At 28.0% G+C, this 19,213-nt stretch carries 20 protein-coding genes and 1 pseudogene; 9 read left to right on the top strand and 12 right to left on the bottom strand.

Annotated features, from left to right (window positions below; genetic code table 11):
* Window positions 1–107: 107 nt before the first annotated feature.
* From J2Z42_RS12740 to J2Z42_RS12725, 4 genes are all read left to right on the top strand, one after another.
* A complete protein-coding gene (locus J2Z42_RS12740; RefSeq protein WP_209703153.1) occupies window positions 108–698 on the top strand; it encodes an ECF transporter S component in 591 nt (196 codons plus the stop codon).
* Window positions 699–786: 88 nt separating this feature from the next.
* Window positions 787–1,758: a P1 family peptidase gene (locus J2Z42_RS12735; protein WP_209703152.1), complete on the top strand. Its 972-nt coding sequence runs from the start codon at window positions 787–789 to the stop codon at window positions 1,756–1,758.
* 171 nt (window positions 1,759–1,929) lie between these two features.
* Entirely contained in the window at window positions 1,930–3,093 is a 1,164-nt protein-coding gene (gene rpsA, locus J2Z42_RS12730) for a 30S ribosomal protein S1 (RefSeq protein WP_209703151.1), read from the top strand.
* An 83-nt stretch (window positions 3,094–3,176) separates the two neighbouring features.
* Window positions 3,177–4,997, top strand: a complete 1,821-nt coding sequence (locus tag J2Z42_RS12725) for an EAL domain-containing protein (protein ID WP_209703150.1) — start codon at window positions 3,177–3,179, stop codon at window positions 4,995–4,997.
* A gap of 24 nt (window positions 4,998–5,021) precedes the next feature.
* Here J2Z42_RS12725 and J2Z42_RS12720 read toward each other — a convergent pair whose 3' ends face one another.
* From J2Z42_RS12720 to J2Z42_RS12675, 12 genes and pseudogenes are all read right to left on the bottom strand, one after another.
* Window positions 5,022–5,495, bottom strand: coding sequence for a QueT transporter family protein (locus tag J2Z42_RS12720; protein WP_209703149.1), 474 nt, complete (start codon window positions 5,493–5,495; stop codon window positions 5,022–5,024).
* On the bottom strand, window positions 5,485–6,189 hold the full coding sequence (locus J2Z42_RS12715) for a radical SAM protein (protein WP_209703148.1): 705 nt from the start codon (window positions 6,187–6,189) through the stop codon (window positions 5,485–5,487). Before J2Z42_RS12715 ends, J2Z42_RS12720 begins: the two co-directional genes overlap by 11 nt.
* 138 nt (window positions 6,190–6,327) lie before the next feature.
* Entirely contained in the window at window positions 6,328–6,615 is a 288-nt protein-coding gene (locus tag J2Z42_RS14560; protein ID WP_245331622.1) for an ATP-binding protein, read from the bottom strand.
* A gap of 150 nt (window positions 6,616–6,765) precedes the next feature.
* Window positions 6,766–7,011: pseudogene (locus J2Z42_RS14555) on the bottom strand (lantibiotic ABC transporter ATP-binding protein); the annotation flags it as partial.
* Window positions 7,012–7,676: 665 nt separating this feature from the next.
* Complete coding sequence (locus tag J2Z42_RS12705; RefSeq protein ID WP_209703147.1) at window positions 7,677–8,231, bottom strand: accessory gene regulator B family protein; 555 nt, start codon at window positions 8,229–8,231, stop codon at window positions 7,677–7,679.
* Window positions 8,228–9,556, bottom strand: a complete 1,329-nt coding sequence (locus tag J2Z42_RS12700; RefSeq protein ID WP_209703146.1) for a sensor histidine kinase — start codon at window positions 9,554–9,556, stop codon at window positions 8,228–8,230. The genes J2Z42_RS12705 and J2Z42_RS12700 overlap by 4 nt, the downstream gene beginning before the upstream one ends.
* A gap of 115 nt (window positions 9,557–9,671) precedes the next feature.
* Window positions 9,672–9,815 (bottom strand): AgrD family cyclic lactone autoinducer peptide, encoded by a 144-nt coding sequence (locus J2Z42_RS12695; RefSeq protein WP_209700844.1) that lies wholly within the window; start codon window positions 9,813–9,815, stop codon window positions 9,672–9,674.
* 152 nt (window positions 9,816–9,967) lie between these two features.
* On the bottom strand, window positions 9,968–10,114 hold the full coding sequence (locus J2Z42_RS12690) for an aspartyl-phosphate phosphatase Spo0E family protein (protein ID WP_245331618.1): 147 nt from the start codon (window positions 10,112–10,114) through the stop codon (window positions 9,968–9,970).
* An 81-nt stretch (window positions 10,115–10,195) separates the two neighbouring features.
* Entirely contained in the window at window positions 10,196–10,324 is a 129-nt protein-coding gene (locus tag J2Z42_RS14725) for a hypothetical protein (RefSeq protein WP_281063558.1), read from the bottom strand.
* A gap of 40 nt (window positions 10,325–10,364) precedes the next feature.
* A complete protein-coding gene (locus tag J2Z42_RS14720; RefSeq protein ID WP_281063557.1) occupies window positions 10,365–10,565 on the bottom strand; it encodes an ATP-binding cassette domain-containing protein in 201 nt (66 codons plus the stop codon).
* Between the two features lie 90 nt (window positions 10,566–10,655).
* Window positions 10,656–10,925: a hypothetical protein gene (locus tag J2Z42_RS12680; RefSeq protein WP_209703144.1), complete on the bottom strand. Its 270-nt coding sequence runs from the start codon at window positions 10,923–10,925 to the stop codon at window positions 10,656–10,658.
* 52 nt (window positions 10,926–10,977) lie between these two features.
* The gene (locus tag J2Z42_RS12675) at window positions 10,978–12,276 is read right to left on the bottom strand and encodes an ABC transporter transmembrane domain-containing protein (protein WP_209703143.1); all 1,299 of its coding nucleotides are present in this window, start codon (window positions 12,274–12,276) and stop codon (window positions 10,978–10,980) included.
* A 167-nt stretch (window positions 12,277–12,443) separates the two neighbouring features.
* On the opposite strand from J2Z42_RS12675, the gene J2Z42_RS12670 reads away from it, so the two are divergent.
* From J2Z42_RS12670 to J2Z42_RS12650, 5 genes are all read left to right on the top strand, one after another.
* Window positions 12,444–12,863 carry a hypothetical protein gene (locus tag J2Z42_RS12670; protein WP_209703142.1) on the top strand — a complete coding sequence of 140 codons (420 nt, stop codon included), beginning with the start codon at window positions 12,444–12,446 and terminating at the stop codon, window positions 12,861–12,863.
* 723 nt (window positions 12,864–13,586) lie between these two features.
* The gene (locus J2Z42_RS12665) at window positions 13,587–14,399 is read left to right on the top strand and encodes an oxidoreductase (RefSeq protein WP_209703141.1); all 813 of its coding nucleotides are present in this window, start codon (window positions 13,587–13,589) and stop codon (window positions 14,397–14,399) included.
* Window positions 14,400–14,966: 567 nt separating this feature from the next.
* The gene (locus tag J2Z42_RS12660; RefSeq protein WP_342590030.1) at window positions 14,967–16,505 is read left to right on the top strand and encodes a spore germination protein; all 1,539 of its coding nucleotides are present in this window, start codon (window positions 14,967–14,969) and stop codon (window positions 16,503–16,505) included.
* Complete coding sequence (locus J2Z42_RS12655; RefSeq protein ID WP_209703140.1) at window positions 16,502–17,662, top strand: Ger(x)C family spore germination protein; 1,161 nt, start codon at window positions 16,502–16,504, stop codon at window positions 17,660–17,662. The genes J2Z42_RS12660 and J2Z42_RS12655 overlap by 4 nt, the downstream gene beginning before the upstream one ends.
* Window positions 17,663–17,904: 242 nt before the next feature.
* On the top strand, window positions 17,905–18,996 hold the full coding sequence (locus tag J2Z42_RS12650) for a GerAB/ArcD/ProY family transporter (protein ID WP_209703139.1): 1,092 nt from the start codon (window positions 17,905–17,907) through the stop codon (window positions 18,994–18,996).
* The last annotated feature ends 217 nt before the right edge of the window (window positions 18,997–19,213 follow it).

Below are 19,213 nucleotides of genomic sequence, written 5' to 3'. Positions count from 1 at the left end.
AAATGTGATAAAATAAAAATGTCAGTATTTAATATAAAACTGAACTAATTATAAAAAAAGGAGGTTCCGAATTATATCCTTTATGGAATAATAGCGGAGAAAAGATTATGGAGAAAACAAGAAATTTTAAATCTAAGATTGGGGTTAGACAGCTTACAATAATAGGTATGTTGTCTGCTATTTCAATTGTACTAGGAATCACTGGACTTGGTTTTATACCAATTCCACCAGTTAAAGCTACTATAATGCATATACCTGTTATAATAGGAGCAATTCTTGAAGGACCTTTAGTAGGTGGACTTGTTGGACTTATATTTGGAGTGTTCAGTATAATCCAGTCAATTACAACGCCAACACCAGTTTCATTTGTATTTATGAATCCGATAGTATCTGTTTTGCCAAGAATATTAATTGGAGTAGCATCTTATTATGTTTATTCTGCAATAAAAACTAATAAGAAAGTGATACCTATAATGGCAGCTGCAGCTGTTGGATCTATTGTAAATACTGTAGGTGTTTTAGGAGCTATTTTTATTATATATTTAAAACCATATGCTAAGGCTTTGAATATAAGTGTATCTGCAGCACGAAATGGAATAATTACGGTAGGAGTTATAAATGGTATTCCTGAGGCTATATTATCTGTAATTATTACAGCCGCCGTTGTAACTGCAGTAGTTAAAATAAGACACAAATAATGTAAATTAACCCTAAGTTAAAGCTTAGGGTTTTTGTATAAAATATTTAAAAATTTGAAAATTAGAAAATATAAAAGAAGGTATACATATGAAAGAAATTTCTTTTAGCAGTATAGATGGGATAAATATAGGAAATGCCCAAAGCTTAGAGGGACAAACAGGATGTACTGTTGTGATTTGTAAAGAAGGTGCATCTGCAGGAGTTGATGTGAGGGGTGGTTCACCGGGAACAAGAGAGACGGATCTCTTAAATCCTGTTAATTTTGTAGATAAAATTCATGCAGTTGTACTATCTGGTGGGAGTGCTTTTGGACTTGATGCATCAGGAGGCGTAATGGAGTATCTTGAAGAAAGAAAAATTGGATTTGATGTAACAGTTACAAAGGTTCCTATAGTTTGCAGTGCGGTTTTGTTTGATTTAATTGTAGGGGATTATAGGATAAGGCCTAATAAAGATATGGGCTATGAAGCCTGTAAAAATTCTGAGTTAAATATATGTAAAAATGGAAATATAGGAGCTGGAACTGGTGCTACTATTGGTAAAATACTTGGTCTTGAACATTCTATGAAGGGTGGACTTGGAACTTTTGCTGTTCAGGTAGGAGACTTAAAAGTTGGAGCAGTTATTGCAGTAAACTGCCTTGGAGATATAGTTGATCCGAGCACTGGAGAAATAATAGCTGGTGCACTTAAAGAAGATGGAAAATCATTTGTAGATACACAGAAAGTAATGCTTGAAAGGTATAATGAAAAGAAAAATTTATTCAGTGGAAACACGACTATTGGAGTTGTAGTTACTAATGGAAAGTTTACAAAATCACAAATGAATAAAGTTGCTTCTATGGCCCACAATGGTTATGCTAGAACTATGAGACCAGCTCATTCTATATTTGATGGTGATACTATTTTTACTATGGCTACAGGAAAGATAGAAGCAGATATAAATGTATTTGGATTTTTGGCAGCAGAAGTTGTAGAAAAGGCTATCTTAAGAGCGGTAAGAAATGCGGATTCAATTCCAGGTCATAAATCATATAGTGAACTTAAGCATAACAGCTAAAGTTTATAGTTGTTAAAAAATTAACTCCAATTTAATCAATTATATATAAAATATGTATATAATGATAGAAATATATATTTGGTATATATATTTCTATTATTATAAGCTATTTTATGGATAATATTTGTGGTAGAATATATTTATAGAATTATTGAGTAAGAGGTGAAATATATGGAACATGATAATGAACTTAATTTAATGCAAGATGTCATTGATGATATAGATTCTTCTATGACTAATGTTAAAGTTGGAGACGTAGTAAAAGGCAAAGTAATTTCTATAACAGACAAAGAAATAATAGTTAATATTGGATATATAACTGATGGAATAGTTAAAAAGTCTGAAATAACTAAGGCTTGTAATTTAAATATAAAAGATATATTTGAAATAAATGATGAAATAGATGTGTATGTATTAAAAATGAGAGATGAAGATGGAAACGTACTTTTATCAAAAATTGAAGCTGATAAAATTCTACGATGGAATAAATTAAAAAGTAATTTCGAAAATGGTACATATATTAAAGTTACAGTAAATGAAATAGTAAAGGGTGGAGTAATAGCTTATTTAAATGACATTAGAGCATTTATACCGGCATCACAGCTTTCTGCAAAATATGTAGATGATTTAAAGGAATTTGTGGGTAAAGATTTAGAAGTAAAGATAATAGAATTTGATGAAGAAAAGAATAGAGTTATTTTATCAAGAAAAGAAGTAGAAAAAATAGAAATCGAAAGAAAAAGAAAAAAGTTTTTAAACATTATAAAAGCTGGCCAAAAAGTAAAGGGAAAAGTAGATAAACTTACTAAGTTCGGTGCTTTCGTAGATTTGGGAGGAATAGATGGACTTATACATATATCTGAACTTTCATGGAATAGAGTTAAAAATCCTGGAGATGTAGTTTCAGTAGGCGATGAAGTAGAAGTATATGTGCTTAATGTAGATAGAGAAAAGTCAAAGGTTTCACTTTCTCTTAAAGATGTTCAAGATAATCCATGGGATGAAATTGATAAAAAATATAGTATAGGAGATATTGTTAGAGGTAAAGTAGTAAAATTAATAGATATAGGTGCTTTTGTACAGATAGAGTATGGAATAGAGGGACTAGTACATATTTCTGAGATGTCTAATGAAAATATTGCAAAACCTACAGACGTGGTTAAAATTGGTGATGCTGTAAGCGTAAAAATACTTAATATAGATAAAAATAGAAAAAGATTATCTTTGAGTATAAAAGATGCAGCAGGAAATTTAGAGGAAGATTATAATAAATATACTGATAAAGAAGAAGGTTTTTCACTAAGAGAAATATTTAGAAATATGGATATTAAGTAATATGAATTTTAAGATATAATACTCTAATTGGAAAAAATATTTCAAACAGATATTTAATTATATAAATGAGAGTTGGTGTAAATATGGAATTCAAATTCTCAGAATTTATTGATTTACCTAAATTTAAGGCTTTAATTAAAAATTTTTATGACTTAACAGGTATAATATGTCTGATAGAGCATAATGAAAAGATTATTAACTTATTTCCTAAATATAATAATGAATTAATTAGGTTTAGATTTGATGATTATGATAAGTACATAATTAAACAAATCAAGAACAAGAAGAAATATGGAATAGCTAAAAGTAAAAGTGGATTAATGTATATAGGTCTACCTATATATGTAGAAAAAGAATCTTTTATTACAATTTTTACTAGTGCTATATTTTATAAAGAACCTGATTCGGATTTTTTAAATAGTTTAAAATCTTCAAATTTTATAAAAGATATTCCTGTTTATTCTAATGAAAAAATTACTGAAATAATAAAGATTATGTGTAATACATCTAGTTTAATTGAGAATATGATAAGCAATCATATTAAAGATATTAATAGTAATTTAAAATTAATTGAAAACTTCAATAAATTAACTGATGATTATAATAATGTAAAAAAGATTGCATACTATGATGAACTTACTAATCTCCCAAACCGTAATTATTTAAAACATGAAATGGAAAGACAGATAAATTTAAATCCAGAAAAAACATTTATTTTATTTTATGTTGAAATGAATGATTTTAAGAATGTAAATGATATATATGGTTATGAATATGGAGATAAGCTTTTGACGAAAATAGGGAATGAAGTAAAAAAGTTATATTATGAAAATGGAATAGTTGCTAGAGTTGGTGGAAAAGAGTTTTTAGTTTTTAAAACTAAGGATGACTCTAAAAGTTTAAATGAAGAAGCTGAAATTTTATTAGATAACTTAAATGGCATATGGTATTTAAATGGAAATGAAGTTCCTATATCGGTAAATATAGGTATAAGTGTATATCCGGATGATGGTACAGATATATTAGATATATACAGAAATTCGGACATAGCTTTAAATAAGTCTAAATGTGGAGAAAGAAATTCCTATAAAGTTTTTAAAAAGTCTATGTATGATGATATTTTAAAAAAAAGCCAACTAGAAAAAGAAATTAGAAAGGCACTAAAAAATGAAGAGTTTGTATTATATTATCAACCACAAATGGATATACAGTTGCACAGGATAGTCAGCTTTGAGGCTTTAATTAGATGGAACAGTCCTAAATTAGGATGGGTTATGCCAGGTGAATTTATAAGTTTAGCGGAAGAAACAAGCTTAATAGTACCAATAGGGGAATGGGTATTTAGAGAGGCATGCGAGCAAAGCATAAAGTGGAAAAATGAAGGATATGACTATGATTTTATATCAATAAATGTTTCAACTGTTCAGCTTAGGAAAAATAATTTTATAGATATGGTGAAAAGTATATTTAAGGAAACTGGTGCGGACCCTAAGCTAATTGAGATTGAAATAACCGAAAGTGTTGTAATGGAATCTTTAGAGAAAAATTTAAAAATAATCGATGAGCTAAAAAAGATGGGAATAAGGGTAGCACTAGATGATTTTGGAAGTGGATATTCATCCCTGAATTATCTGAAAAGTATACCAATAAACACTATTAAGATTGATAAGACTTTTATAGATGGAATATGTAAAAACTCATATGAAAATATAATAACTGAGCAGATAATAGATCTGGCCCACAAGATGAAATTGGATGTAATAGCAGAAGGAGTTGAAATTGAAGAACAGTTTAGGTCACTGAAGATAAAAAATTGTAATAAGATTCAAGGATATTATTTTGGAAAGCCTATGACTGCAAAAGATGCTGGTATAGTTTTAAAAAATGAAGAGAATATACTTTAGAAATTAAAGTATATTCTCTTTTTCCTAATATTTTAGTATTTTAATTACATCTTCTCTATGAAGTAAAAATTTAAATAAGGGATAACCTATGCAGGACACTACTACAAATTCACCAAGAGCTACATATATGGTAGAAATCCAAAAAGGCTGATGTAGTACAAAGAATAATTCTGCACCTACAAATACACAATTTATAGTAGGCCATAGGGAAGCTAAAAATAAATTTTTTGTTTTGCTTACCATAATTACACTTAAAAGGGTAGCAAATGTACCTACCAGTAAGTCTATAATACCAAGTGGACTATATAAATTTGATAATGCACATCCAAGAACGAGACCTGGTATATATACAGGATCTATATAAGCAAGCAAAGTCATAATCTCAGAAAATCTAAATTGAATTGCACCATAACTTAAGGGAGCTATGGCCATTGTAGCTACTGCATATATTGCTGCTGTTATTGCTGTTTTTGTTATAAATTTAATACTAAATTTCATACGAATCACCACCAACTCCAAAATCAGTATTATTCCAAAGAACTTCTATATTTTTTTCTTTCTCTAAAAAAGAAAAATTTTTGTGAAACCAATGTATTAAATTTTCATCTCTTTTTATATTTGTAGAGTTTTCTACAAATATATTTACACATCCGTATTCAAAGTATTTAAGTAAATAATCAATATCATTTTTTATCATTTCTTTAGTTTGACCTTTTATTCCTACTAAAAGGCATACAGACTTAAAATATTTTGATACTTCTAAAGGATTTTTAAATATAGCACCTTTGTTTAAAATTTTGTTTCTAAAATCATTGTCAAAAGTTTCGATTCCACACTTAAATATTATTGGAATATTAAAGAAGGTTTCTATTTCAGATAGTTTGTCCCTATATATCCAGTGACTTTCAAAAAATAGTTTTTTAATGTCCTTAGAAATTACTACTGATTTGATATCATTTAGAGTTTCTTTTGGAAGTTCAAAACAGCTTCCTGAGTTTATTACCTCGAGAGTTTTATACTTGCCTGTAATTTTTTTTAAAATTCTTTTGTTTAGAGAAATGTCTTTTTTTAAATCTGAATCATTGTCATCAATATAGTCGCAAAAAGAACACTTACCCCAGATACATGGAGAAGATTTTAAAAGTATAATTTCTCTTTGATTTTTTTCTGTAACAGTACTATAGCGAATCATATTAATTCCCCCTTGTTTTATTATTTTAAGAAGTGGTTAGGCAAGGAACACTTCTTATTGTCTCCGAGTACTTATAATACTACATTTTAAAAAATACGTCAAAAAATTATTAATCATTTAACTCTACAGGCAATAGAATTACAACCTGTCCACCGCCTGTATCTGATTGTTTTGTATACGAAGAGTACCATTATGAGCCTTAATTATTTTATCTGCAAAAGATAATCCAATGCCATAATGACCTGTTTGACTTCGACTTTTATTATCAGTATAAAATAATTCTGTAGCTTTTTTTAATGATTCGGAACAAAATCCTTTTCCGGAGTCAGTAATTACAAAAGAAGCTAAATTATTTTTCAAGGATACATCTAAATTTAATGATGCTTTATCTGGAGTATGTTCAAGTGCGTTTATAATAATATTCATAAAAGCACGTTTCATTGAGGCATAATCAATGTACCATATTACTCCTTTTGGCATATGATTATCAAGTTCAAAATAAATATCACGATTTCCAATAGATGCAAGTACCACGCATAATATGGGCATAAAAATTAACATTTTACGAAGCATAGTTCTTTTTGTTTTTAAATTTTCTGCAACATCCATAAATAAAGCTTCCAAATCTTCACCTGGATTGATTTTACTCTGATAACCTAAAATACCATGACTCATAATTCCAACATAGTCTATAACTTGTTCTACTTCGGCTAAAATGTGACTGGATATAATTACGGTCATTCCTTCTTCTGGAAAAGATTTTATTAATCTTCGCAAATCTTTAATGCCAATGGGGTCTAGTCCGTTAGTAGGCTCATCTACAGCGTATTCCTTTTTAAATATTTTCGCTAATTTTTTAGTTTCTAATAAATAATCTGTTTGCATAATTGACACTCCTTTTTTGTTTACAAAAGAAGAATATCAAATAAAAATCAAGATTTTAACAAGAAGTGAGTTACTTTTTCTTTTATGGTAAAAATGTTTATAATATTATTTCTTATTTTGGGTACAACATTACTGATACCACATATAAAATATATGATAAACAATAGTTCTGAAAATGATTTTATAAACATCAAAACCGTTGTTCCTAATATTATTGTTATTGTAATTAAGTTGGGAATATTCCTCATTTGTACCACCATCACTCTAATATAAATTATGTTCCAACAAAGTACTATTTGTTTGCAGATTATATCATTCTGTATAATGTTTCACTATTAGTAATAATATAAATGATTTTCAAGAACTGTACTTAATACTAAAAAGTTTAGAATAGTTGAGCATATATTGATTCAAAAGTCGTTTTCTCAAATGCTGAAATTTTTTGGACACATGGATTTTTCTAAAATTAGAGTAAACAATTTTAAAGCTGTATTTAAAAACAAAACAATATATTTAAAAGTAAAAGATAAAAACAGGGCGGATTCTTTTTAGAATCTGCCTTCTGTTTTACGAATTTTAAATAAATTTATATATTTTTATATTTATATATCTATTTTTCCAACCATCATCATTATTGTTGCACTAACAATTGAGATTACAGAAGTATTTAAGAACTTGCTTGGAATAAAGTAACAGGATATACATAATAATAAGGTAATTAATATAGAAAAGTGTTTGAGCTTTATTCTTCGCTCTTGGCTTTTTATTCTTTTGTTAATATTATCTACAGGAGAAAAAATACAAATAAGTACAAGAGAAGCAATTGCTAATATTATTAAGAGGTTCTTAGCAATTAATATGTATTTACCTAATATAATAATTATTCCAAATATAATAAAACTAATAAAAAAACATCCCCAGTAAGTGTTTGCATGATATCCGCCTGAAAATAACCTTATAGGACAAAAAAACATAAGAGTAACCAGATAATATTTTTGAAGAGAGAACAGCCAAAATATAAAAAAATATGGAACAAACTTTGTAATCTCATCAAAAGTACAAAGTAATCCATATTCCATTTTTTTTAATTCTAAATTTGAAAATTGGGGATTGGATTCAGAAATTTTTTCAACTAAACAAGATATAAGTTTATTCATATATCTGTCTCCTTTATTTCAAATTTGATCAAAAATTTAGTCTTTTCTGAGGTACTTTCTAAAGTTATACACCCCTTGTTTTGTTCAATTAATTGTTTAGTAATATATAGACCAAATCCATGATCACTTGATTTTTTAGTTTTTGTAGAAAAACCTTTATCGAAGATTTTACTTTTAATATTTTGAGGAATCATATCTCCATTGTTAGATATTTTAACGTAAAAATTTTCATCCTTAATAAAAGTATTAACAGATATTTTTTTATTTTCAATGTTAGCTTTAAGTTGAAATGCTTCAAATGCATTATCTACAAGATTACTGATAATACTTATTAATTCATTTTCTTTAATTTTAATTGAGCTAAATGGTTCATCAATTGTGATATTAAAATCTATATTATTTTTCATAGCATAATTATTTTTTATAGATAATAATCCATCTAAATATTCATTTCCAGTATTAAAAAATTTAAATGCTGAATGTATGTTATCTGAAATTCCAGTTACATAATTTTTTATCCTTTCAACAGTATTTGGTTTATTTAACAGACATAAACCCCATATAACATTAACATGATTGGCAAAATCATGTTTTTCTTGTCTAATTATGCTTATTATTTCTTCCATATTTTTAATTTGATGTTCTTGAACTTTATAACTGGATTCTATATTTATAACTTTTTCCCATTCTTTTAATTCTTTAAATCCCATTACTAAAAGTATAAAATATAAAATAAAAATAAGTATATTAAATATCTTAGCATTCTTTATATTAAAAATACCGTAATTGATACTAAATATAAAAAGACTTAATATTCCAGCTTGAATTATCAAATTAGAAAAAAGAATACTTTTTTGTTGAAATAATTTAAATTTAGCAAAATATTTACTAAATTTAAAAAGCAGTAATACAATAAGTATCTGTAACATTTTAGAAATTATTAAAAAAGTTGCCAAGTATTTTGGATTTAAAAAAATTTGATCTAAATTTATATTAAACAAGAACATCTCAACGGTTTGAGTAGAATATTCTGTAACAGAAAGCATTATAATAAATACAGAAAGTATAATTGCTGAAGTAAATATTTTTATTCTTGTAATACAAGCTAATAATAAAATATCAAATACCGATATAAATAATGAATGATATGCATTAGGCAGATTAAATGTACTCCAGTAAGTTGCAAAAACAAATATTATGCAAAATAAAATTGATCTCAATTTGTTTTTTACTATAAATTTTTTTTTGTTGTACAATGCTTCAAAAATCCCTAAAAGAAGAAGGGATTCAATACAATCCAATATTATTTCCCTTAGAGCATTCATATGTTGTCTCCTTTATTCCCAAGTTTTTCACAGAGATCATAATAAGTACTTATGTTTCTAGTTCTTTTTATAACGCTTTTCTTTTATAATCTCTGCGAAAAATACTTTAGCTGTATTACTTTAAAAGCTCATCAGGACATTTTGGCTGATATCCACCCAGTGTTGATGTTGGTACTATAACCAATGCTGCTAAAAGTAATGATAAAGAACCTACCATTTTCATAGCTTTTTTTAGTAAATAATTCTTAGAAATTTTCATTTTGACAACCTCCTATAAAATTATATTTTTGTAATTAAATACTTTGTAATTAATTAGATTATATTTTATATATATTCTACAATAGTTTAATTTTTCCTGCATAATATGTAAAAAAAAATTAATTGTAATTGAAAATATGTTTTATTATAAAATTAGACTTTATTCTTTGGCGATTTGTAATAAAATACAATTAGATTGTCCAATTGAACACTTATTTTTAATAGTTCTTCTCTTGTATATTCATTTGGATCTACCATTATGTTTAAGCTATCTCTTAATTCTTCTAGCGTTTCATACATATAAATATACATACACATAACATAAAAGTAAACTATTCAAATTAAATAAAAAATTTGTTATTTGTACTCTATACTTTCATTCTAGCCAATACTCCATCCAATTGCTTTTTTTCGAACATCTATAAATTTACTATAAACATCATCTTCCTTAATTAAATCTTCATGTGAGGCGCCTTTTTTACCTATACGTATGTTTTCCTTTATGGACATATTAAATAGAAAATTTTCCTGAGATACATAGGAAATAATATCACTTATCTCTTTTTAGTGGAATATTTTTTACATCTACGCTGCCTATAGTTATGCTTCCGCTTTTAACATCCCAAAAATTTGCCAGAAGCTTTGCAACAGTTGATTTGCCTGAACCTGAAGGCCCTACAATTGCAGTCATTCCATGTGGAATTGTTTCAAAAGATATGCCGTGCAAAACTTCCGTATTATTATAGCCCAAAGTTACATCTTTAAATCTTATCTTGTAATCCTGTAATTTTTGGTATTCTACTGGACGTTTTAACTCATCTGAATCCAGTATTTCACATACCTAATTAATAATAGTTCCCATAGAAGCAATACCATCCGTGTATGTCATTGCCTGTATCAATGGTGACAAAAGTCCAAAAGACAATATTATACATGTAATAAAATGTGCAAGTGTAAGTGTTCCATTCATATAGAAATACAATCCTGCAGGTAGTACAAAAAGCATGGCTTCGGGAGTAATATACATGATCGCAGTATATAATAACAAGGTATTTTTGAAAAACGAAGTCACTGCACTGCAATTATTATTTACAGCGTTAGTATATTTCATAAGAAGCAGCAGATTGATTGAAAGCCTTAATTGCTTCAATACCATTTACATATTATACTACAGTTGAATTCATCACATTTCCAGCTGCAACATACTTCTTGTAATAGTATACGTATTTCTTCATGATGATTTTATACAAAATCATTCCTATGGGGATAGTTATGAGTGAAATTATTGCAATGTGTATATCCAGATAAAACAAATAGACAAGTACGCATACTGGAATTAATAGATTTGATATCATCTCAGGAATAATATGTGCAAGTGGCTCTTCCAGCTTTTCCACTGTATCTATCATTATTGTCTTTAACTCACCTGATGAAGTCTTAAGTACATAACCAAGCGGAACTTTTGAAAGTTTTAAAGTCAGCTTTCTGCGTATGTTTCCAAGTATCGCATATGCTGCACTATGAGACAGTGACGTAGATATGGCAGTTAAAACCACCTTTCCAGTATAACCTGCTAATGCAATAAGCGTTATGGAAGCAAGTTCATTAAAAGTATAATTTTCATTTACAATTTCTACAGTAATTTCTGCAATAGCAAAATAAGGTATCATACCGCAGGCAACACCAAGTACCGCCAAAAGTACCGAAGATGTCATTTTACATTTGCATTCAGATGCAAATGACAACAATCTCTTAAAAGGACTCGTTTTCTTTTTTCTCATTTTTACCTTGTCTACAAGGTGCCTGTCAAAATACTTTTCTCTAACTTTAACTGCTTCTATATCATCATTAATTAACAGTAAAACAAGCTCCGCAAATTTAAGAATTGACTCTTCTTTCCAAAATATATTATCTGGTAAAATAATTTCTTTTATTATATTTTGTACAATGCTATTATTTAATAAAATTATATACTTATACTTACTGTACTGTCTCATTTTACTTACTAATAAATTACTAGTAATATCAGTATCATGAAATATGGTTTTAAGAAAACCATCCAAACTTTTGGAATTGGTAATAATTGAAATACCTTTATAATTGCTTAATGGGAAATTATATTTATGACATTCATTATTTGAAAGTGCTGCTACAAAATCTCCTGTTCCCATATAAAATACTTTGTGGTTTAAAAAATTAAATTCATATCTTCCTGAAATACAATAATTCATTTCGATTAATCCTGTTTCTTCTACAGGGAACAGTTGCTCGGATGTCTTAATCACTACATCATCGTATACAATCCATACACCATCAAATATTTCATATTGAACTGTTTTTCCTTGAATATAATTCTCATTATAGTAATAAATTGTTTTATTATCTGTAGTTTCAACATTTTTAATCATATCTTTAGAAGATAACTTATATCTGGCATCTGATATACATAATTCTCTACTCATTTCTCAATACTCCACTCCTCTAAAAGTGCTTATCAGTAAAAATTCTAAAAATTTGTTGCTAAATTACATATATACTTAATTTTATATTAGCATAAAGTAGAAGTATTGAAACATTTTTTACTTAAAGCTACAATCATATTAATTTAAACGTAAGGCGTTGATGTGAAATGTCATTAGAAGTGACTTCAAATATTGAAAATCCTAAAGTTAGTATATTATATTCAAACATAGTAGAATTAATTGCCATTATAAATGTTTTGGCAGATCCAAAACACCATGCTTCAGTTCAAAAAGAAGTTAAAAATTTATCAATACAGCTTTCTGCAAACAGCAAAAAATTTTTACAAAAAGTTTCTGGTCTGCCCTATCAAGGAATCGAGATCTATATGCTTATTGTAGCCCGTGCACTGCAAGGTAGTGGTGCTGTTATGACAATTGCTTATTCATGGATTGGTGATGACATCGAAAATGACAAAAAAAGTAGTGCAATGGGAATTGCCGGAGTGATTGTGGCTATCTGTGCAGTTATTGCATTTGTAGTGGGACCACTGCTCTATAAGATTATTTCAGTAAAGTATTGTTCATAGGGTGTACTGTGCTGAGTGCCTGTTCATTTTTAATGATACTATACCTTACAAAAGAGCAGACACATCCTGATGCAGATGCTAAAACTATTGGGTTAAGAAAACAGATGAAGTTTCTGCTCGTTCAAAACAGGTTTTACTTGTATCACTTTGTGGTTTTATCATAAATTATCAGAATTCAGAACTTTTTATGATTGTACCTACAATACTGAAGAATACGATTGGTGCAAGCAATATGTGGATGGTATTTTTGCCAGCTATCATAGGTGGCATATTTGCAATGAAATTTACGACAGCTTTAAGTGATAGAGGTTTTTATGTTTTGGTTTATTTATTTTAATACTGCTTGCATTTACGACAATAGGAACCATTCTGAGTCTATCAGGATTTATGTGCCTTACTGCAGGGATACCATCTGAAATGAACAAATTAGTCTCGAAAGAAAATTGTGGTGCAGCAAATGGTATATTACAGACTATGACATTTCTCGGTTTTTTCTTTGGATCAACTGTTGCTGGTTTTTTATTCAAATTAATTTAAAATTAGTTAATTATCTTATTCCCATTATATTAACAAGCATTGGCTGTATTGTTTCTAAACAATGCAATCTACTTTGGAAGCAAAAATCTATATAGAGTAAAAAGATTTCAATTGTATTTAAAATAGTAATAGAGTAATTGAAGTTCAGTTGATTACTTTATTATTGTAATTAGGAGGTAATAATAGATGGTAATTTTGATTACTGGAGCATCATCTGGTATAGGAAAAGAAACAGCAAGGCTATTATCGTCGAAGGGACATGTTGTATATGGAGCTGCGCGTAGAATTGAAAAAATGGATGATTTACGAACTTATGATGTGAAATTATTATCAATGGATTTAACAGATGATGAAAGTATGACAAGTGCTATAAATGAGATACTGAGAAAAGAAAATAAATTAGATGTACTTATAAATAGCGCTGGCTATGGTTCATTGGGAGCACTTGAAGATGTTTCAATATCAGAGGCAAGACATCAATTTCAAGTGAATGTTTTTGGAATGGCAAGACTGATACAATTAGTTTTACCTCAAATGAGAAAACAGCATAGTGGGAAGATAATTAATATTTCTTCAAGTGGAGGTTTTTTTGGAGAACCACATGCTTCATGGTATCATGCTATAAAATATGCTGTTGAGGGATTAAGTGATAGTTTAAGGATGGAAGTAAAAGAGTTTGGAATTGATGTTATTCTTATTAGACCTGGAAGTGTAATAAGTGAATGGATAAGTGTAGCAATAGAACATTTTAAATCTGTTTCAAAACATTCTGCATACAAAGACAGTATAACATCACATATTAAAATGCTTGAAAAGGCAAAAGGTATAGTAGGATTACAACCTATTGTTGTAGCTAAAACTATACAAAGAGCAATTTTTTCAAGGAAAGCTAAAGCAAGGTATACTATAGGCAAAGATGCGAAAGCTTTGTTGATTTTGAAAAGGATTATACCAGATAAGATATTTGATAAAATTATTATATCTATAATTAATAAGTGATAGAATAAAATATTTGATTTTTTAATTGAAAATCCTGACAGGCATCAAAATAATTGGGCAATTATTAAAAGTAACAAGGAAATTAAAATATATACTTTATATGATAAAAGTTTAGAATAGTATCTCAATTATAAAATGAAATTTGATTCAATAGTTAATAGTAAATCCAGATCAATAATACGAATAGATAACTATAAAAAAGATACTTATGTATAATAAGATTGATATATATTCATTTATAAATGTATTGTTTGTGAAGTTAGAAAAAATTCTAAAATAATACATTAAAAGATTTTTGATGTCAGGATACTACCACCTTTTGTATCCTGGCATTTTTATATGTAAAATTGGTATATTGAAAAAATTCTTAAAATAAATAAAGGATCAAAGTTGCTGCATAAGGTAATAATAATATCATGTTATGAAAGAAGGAGCCTTATAATAAATACAAAGATTGAGGTTAGTAAGTGGAATGTTATATTTTTGTATTATATTATTGCAAAATACACATATTACGGATAACTTTGATAAATAATATTATAAAGTTGTATATTAAGGTGGTCTACTATGAATATGCGTAATAAAATCATGAAAGCTAATAAGAAAATTGAGAACAAAAGCTATACGGAAAATTACATACTTAGTAATTCTCTTCAGTCAAATATAAGTCTAATTAAAGAGATTTTTAATGATGATGAGACACTTATTGTAAGATATTTCGAGAACCAAAAAAACAATAATATTAAATGTTGTATAATTTTTTTTCAAGAAATGATAGATGGTGAAACAATAAACACAAATATCATAAAGCCAATAATTGAAAGTAGATATTTAAGCGAAGAAAATAATAATATTGAAAATATTTTAAGTCATGTAATCTTTTCAAATGATGCTAATAAGAGTAATGATGTTAATAAAATCAGTGAATCAATATTAAATGGCAATACAGTTCTTTTTTTAGAAGGCGAATCAAAAGCTTTAATTATAAGTACCATTGGGTGGAAAACTAGAGATATTAAAGAACCAGAAGGGGAAAAAGCATTACGAGGGCCAAGAGAAGGATTTACAGAATCTCTTATGATGAATATTTCGATGATAAGAAGAAAGTTGTTAACTCCTAACTTAAAGTTTAAATTTAGAGTATTAGGTACACAAACAAAAACAAAAATTTGCTTATGTTATATAGATGGTATCGTCAATAACAAAATACTTAATGAGTTAAATAAAAGACTAGACAAGATTGATATCGATGGTATTCTAGCTTCTAACTATATACAAGAGTTTATTAATGATGAACCTTTTTCGCCATTTAAGACAATAGGCAGCACTGAAAGACCAGATATTGTTGCAGCAAAATTATTGGAGGGGCGCATTGCAATCATAATAGATGGTAATCCTGTTGCATTAACTCTTCCACACATTTTTATTGAACTTTTTCAGGCTAACGAAGATTATTATATTAATTTCTATTTTGCTTCAATAAGCAGATTACTAAGAATACTGAGTTTTATAATAACTATAAGTTTGCCTTCACTTTTTGTAGCATTAACTACATTTCACATTGAAACAATACCAACACCATTAGCTATAAGTATATCTGCAGCAAGACAAGACATACCATTTCCAACTACGGTAGAAGCTTTTGGATTGTTGATTGTATTTGAAATTCTCAGGGAAGCTGGTGTGCGAATGCCAAATCAAATTGGGCAGGCTTTTAGCATAGTTGGTGCATTGGTATTAGGGCAGGCAGCAGTAGATGCAAGATTTGTAAGTGCACCAATGATAATCGTCATAGCACTTACAGGAATAACAGGGCTTGCAATTCCAAAAGTTAAAGGAGCTTCCATTTTATTAAGAATAATATTATTAATACTTTCTTCTATATTGGGACTATATGGTTTTGTATTTGGAATCATAGGTTTAATGATTCATTTATTTAAAATGCGTTCTTTTGGAGTACCTTTTATGCTCGGTCTCATGACATTAAAGCCTGAAGATTTAAAAGATACGGCTATAAGAGCACCATGGTTTTATATGAAATACCGTCCAAAATTCATTGCTACTAATAATTTAATAAGGCAATCAACTGGAGGTAAGAAAAATTGAAAATCAAAAGAAGAATACTTCTTATTTTACTATTGTTCTTACTTCCAGTAATATTATCTGGTTGTTGGAATTATACAGATATTGAAAAGTATTCACTTGTAACAGGATTTTCGCTGGATAAAGATAAAAAGAATAATAAGTATATAGTAAATGCAGAAGTTCTGGATTTTCGAATGTCAGGAAATGGATCTAAAGCAGTAACGAATATCATTGAATCCAAGGGAAATACTATATTTGATGCAATAAGAAATATGATAAATATTACTGGTAAGAGGTTATATTGGGGTCATGCAAAAATTTTTATTATAAGTAAGGATATAGCAGAAGAAGGTATTACTCAAGCACTTGATTTACCTTACAGAGATGCTGAAATAAGAGAGGAAATGCATGTATTAATTTCAAATAAAAACACAGCAAAAGAAATACTACAGAATAAGCCTATAACCTCAAATTTAAGGTGTTTTGAAATTGATAAAATAGTAGAAAATCAGAAAACACTTGCAAATGCACCTATAGTTAGAGTTTATGAACTCATCAATAATATTGAAGAAAATGATGTATCACCAGTTCTACCACTTTGCGATATAAAGACAAGTGATGATAAGCAAACTGTAGAATTAATTGGTACAGCCGTGTTTAAATCAGATAAACTTGTTGGATCTTTAAATACAGAGGAGTCAAAATATTTTCTTTTTGCAACTAATCAGATTGATAAAGGACTATTGGTCGAAAAAATTTTGCATGGTGATCAGATGGCCAAGGTAACTTTAGAAGTATTTGAAAGCAAAACAAAAATAAAACCCATATATAAAGATGGAAAACTCAGTATCAATATGAATATTAGAGTAGATGCATCAATAGCAGAAATCGATGAAAGTAAAGATTTTATTCAGGAAAGTGGATGCAAAAGCCTTAAACAAGCAGCTGAAGAATCACTAAAAGTATCGATAGGAAATACAATTAATAAGGTTCAAAATAAGTATGACGCAGATATTTTCGGATTTGCCAAACATATAAAATCTGATATACCTTCAGCTTGGAGTGATGTTAAGGATAAATGGGATGACACCTTCAGAAACATGCATGTAAATATAAATGTTGAAATTCAGCTTAGAAACAGCGGAATTGATTCAAAAACTATTAAAAAAGGAATGTAAAATATAATGTTATTAGCCTTATATTTATTTATAATCACACTTTTTATTATATATGATCTTATCCCAATAATTAACATGAAAAATTGGAAGGTCTTTATTGTTTATACAATTTTTATAATATTCTCTTTTGTACTTGATGTATTGTCTGTCTTTCATATTAAAGTACCTAGCCCAGCAGTACCTATAAAAAATATCATTGAATTTATATTCAAATTGTAAGGTTGATTGAAAGGAGGGAACATGTGAATAAACAAGTAATATCTAATTCTCAAGGAATATGTATAATGACTATGTTCTTAATTGGTACTTCCATCGTGCTAGGAGTTGCTAAAAATGCAAAACAAGATGCTTGGATATCTATTGCACTAGGAATAATTATATCATTACCTATGATTGTTGTTTATTCAAAGTTGCTTAATAATTTCCCGGGAAAAGATCTATATGATATTTTCCAGTATGTATTTGGTAAAAAAATTGGTAAAATAATTTCAGCATTATTTATCTGGTATATATTTCACCTTGGAGCTTTAGTAATAAGAACTTTTTCAGAATTTGTAAATATTGTTTCATTTCCCGAAACGCCTCAATCTATTTTTGCTATTTCTCTTGGCTTATTGTGCATTTGGGTTGTAAAATCTGGAATTGAAGTATTGGGCCGTTTAGCCATGTTTTTTTTACCTTTAATTATTGTGATTACAGTAATTATTATAGCTCTTCTCTATACTAATGCCCACTTTATAAATTTAAAACCCATATTGTATAATGATACAAAACAAGTTTTATTAGGAACATTATCTTCTTTTTCTTTTCCATTTACTGAGTCGGTTATTTTTACTACAGTTTTTCATTCACTGAGAAATAAAAAGAAAATATTCAAGGTATTTCTTGCAGGACTATTAATAAGTGGTATATATCTTTTATTATCTTCTATGAACAATGTAATTGTTCTAGGAGTTCAAACAACTACAGATTTATATTTTCCTCCATATACATCCATAAGAACGATTAAAATAAGTGATTTTATTGGAAGATTTGAAATTATTGTTGCATCGATATTTGTACTCATGGGATTTGTTAAGGTAAGTGTATGCTTGTATGCAACATCAGTCGGCACTGCTAAAATTTTCAATATAAACAATTATGAGATAATTGCTGCTCCAATAGGGCTTCTTATGATAAATTTATCACAAATACTATATAGTAATACTATGGAAATGTTTTATTGGGCTAATAATATATATATGTATTATGCTATTCCGTTTCAAGTAATCTTACCAATAGTAATATTAATTATTGCACAGATAAAATTAAAATCAAATAATTCAACGAGCTAGCAAAATAATAAACCACTAGTATAGGATGATATGCTCCATTTATAGTAGACAGTTTTAAACAATTAGATCACAGCTCCTTTTTATATTTTTAAATATAACATTTCATATCTCTATTTTTTTAGAAAAAATTAATAATAGAGAATTGTTCCATTAATACTGTACCCAAAATAAGAAATAATATTTTTGACGGTAAAAAAGCGGCCATAGCCGCGTTATT

It is taken from the genome of Clostridium algifaecis, assembly GCF_017874415.1.
In the GTDB taxonomy this organism is placed as follows: Bacteria; Bacillota; Clostridia; order Clostridiales; family Clostridiaceae; genus Clostridium_B; species Clostridium_B algifaecis.
This window is presented reverse-complemented; position numbering and strand designations above follow the sequence as displayed.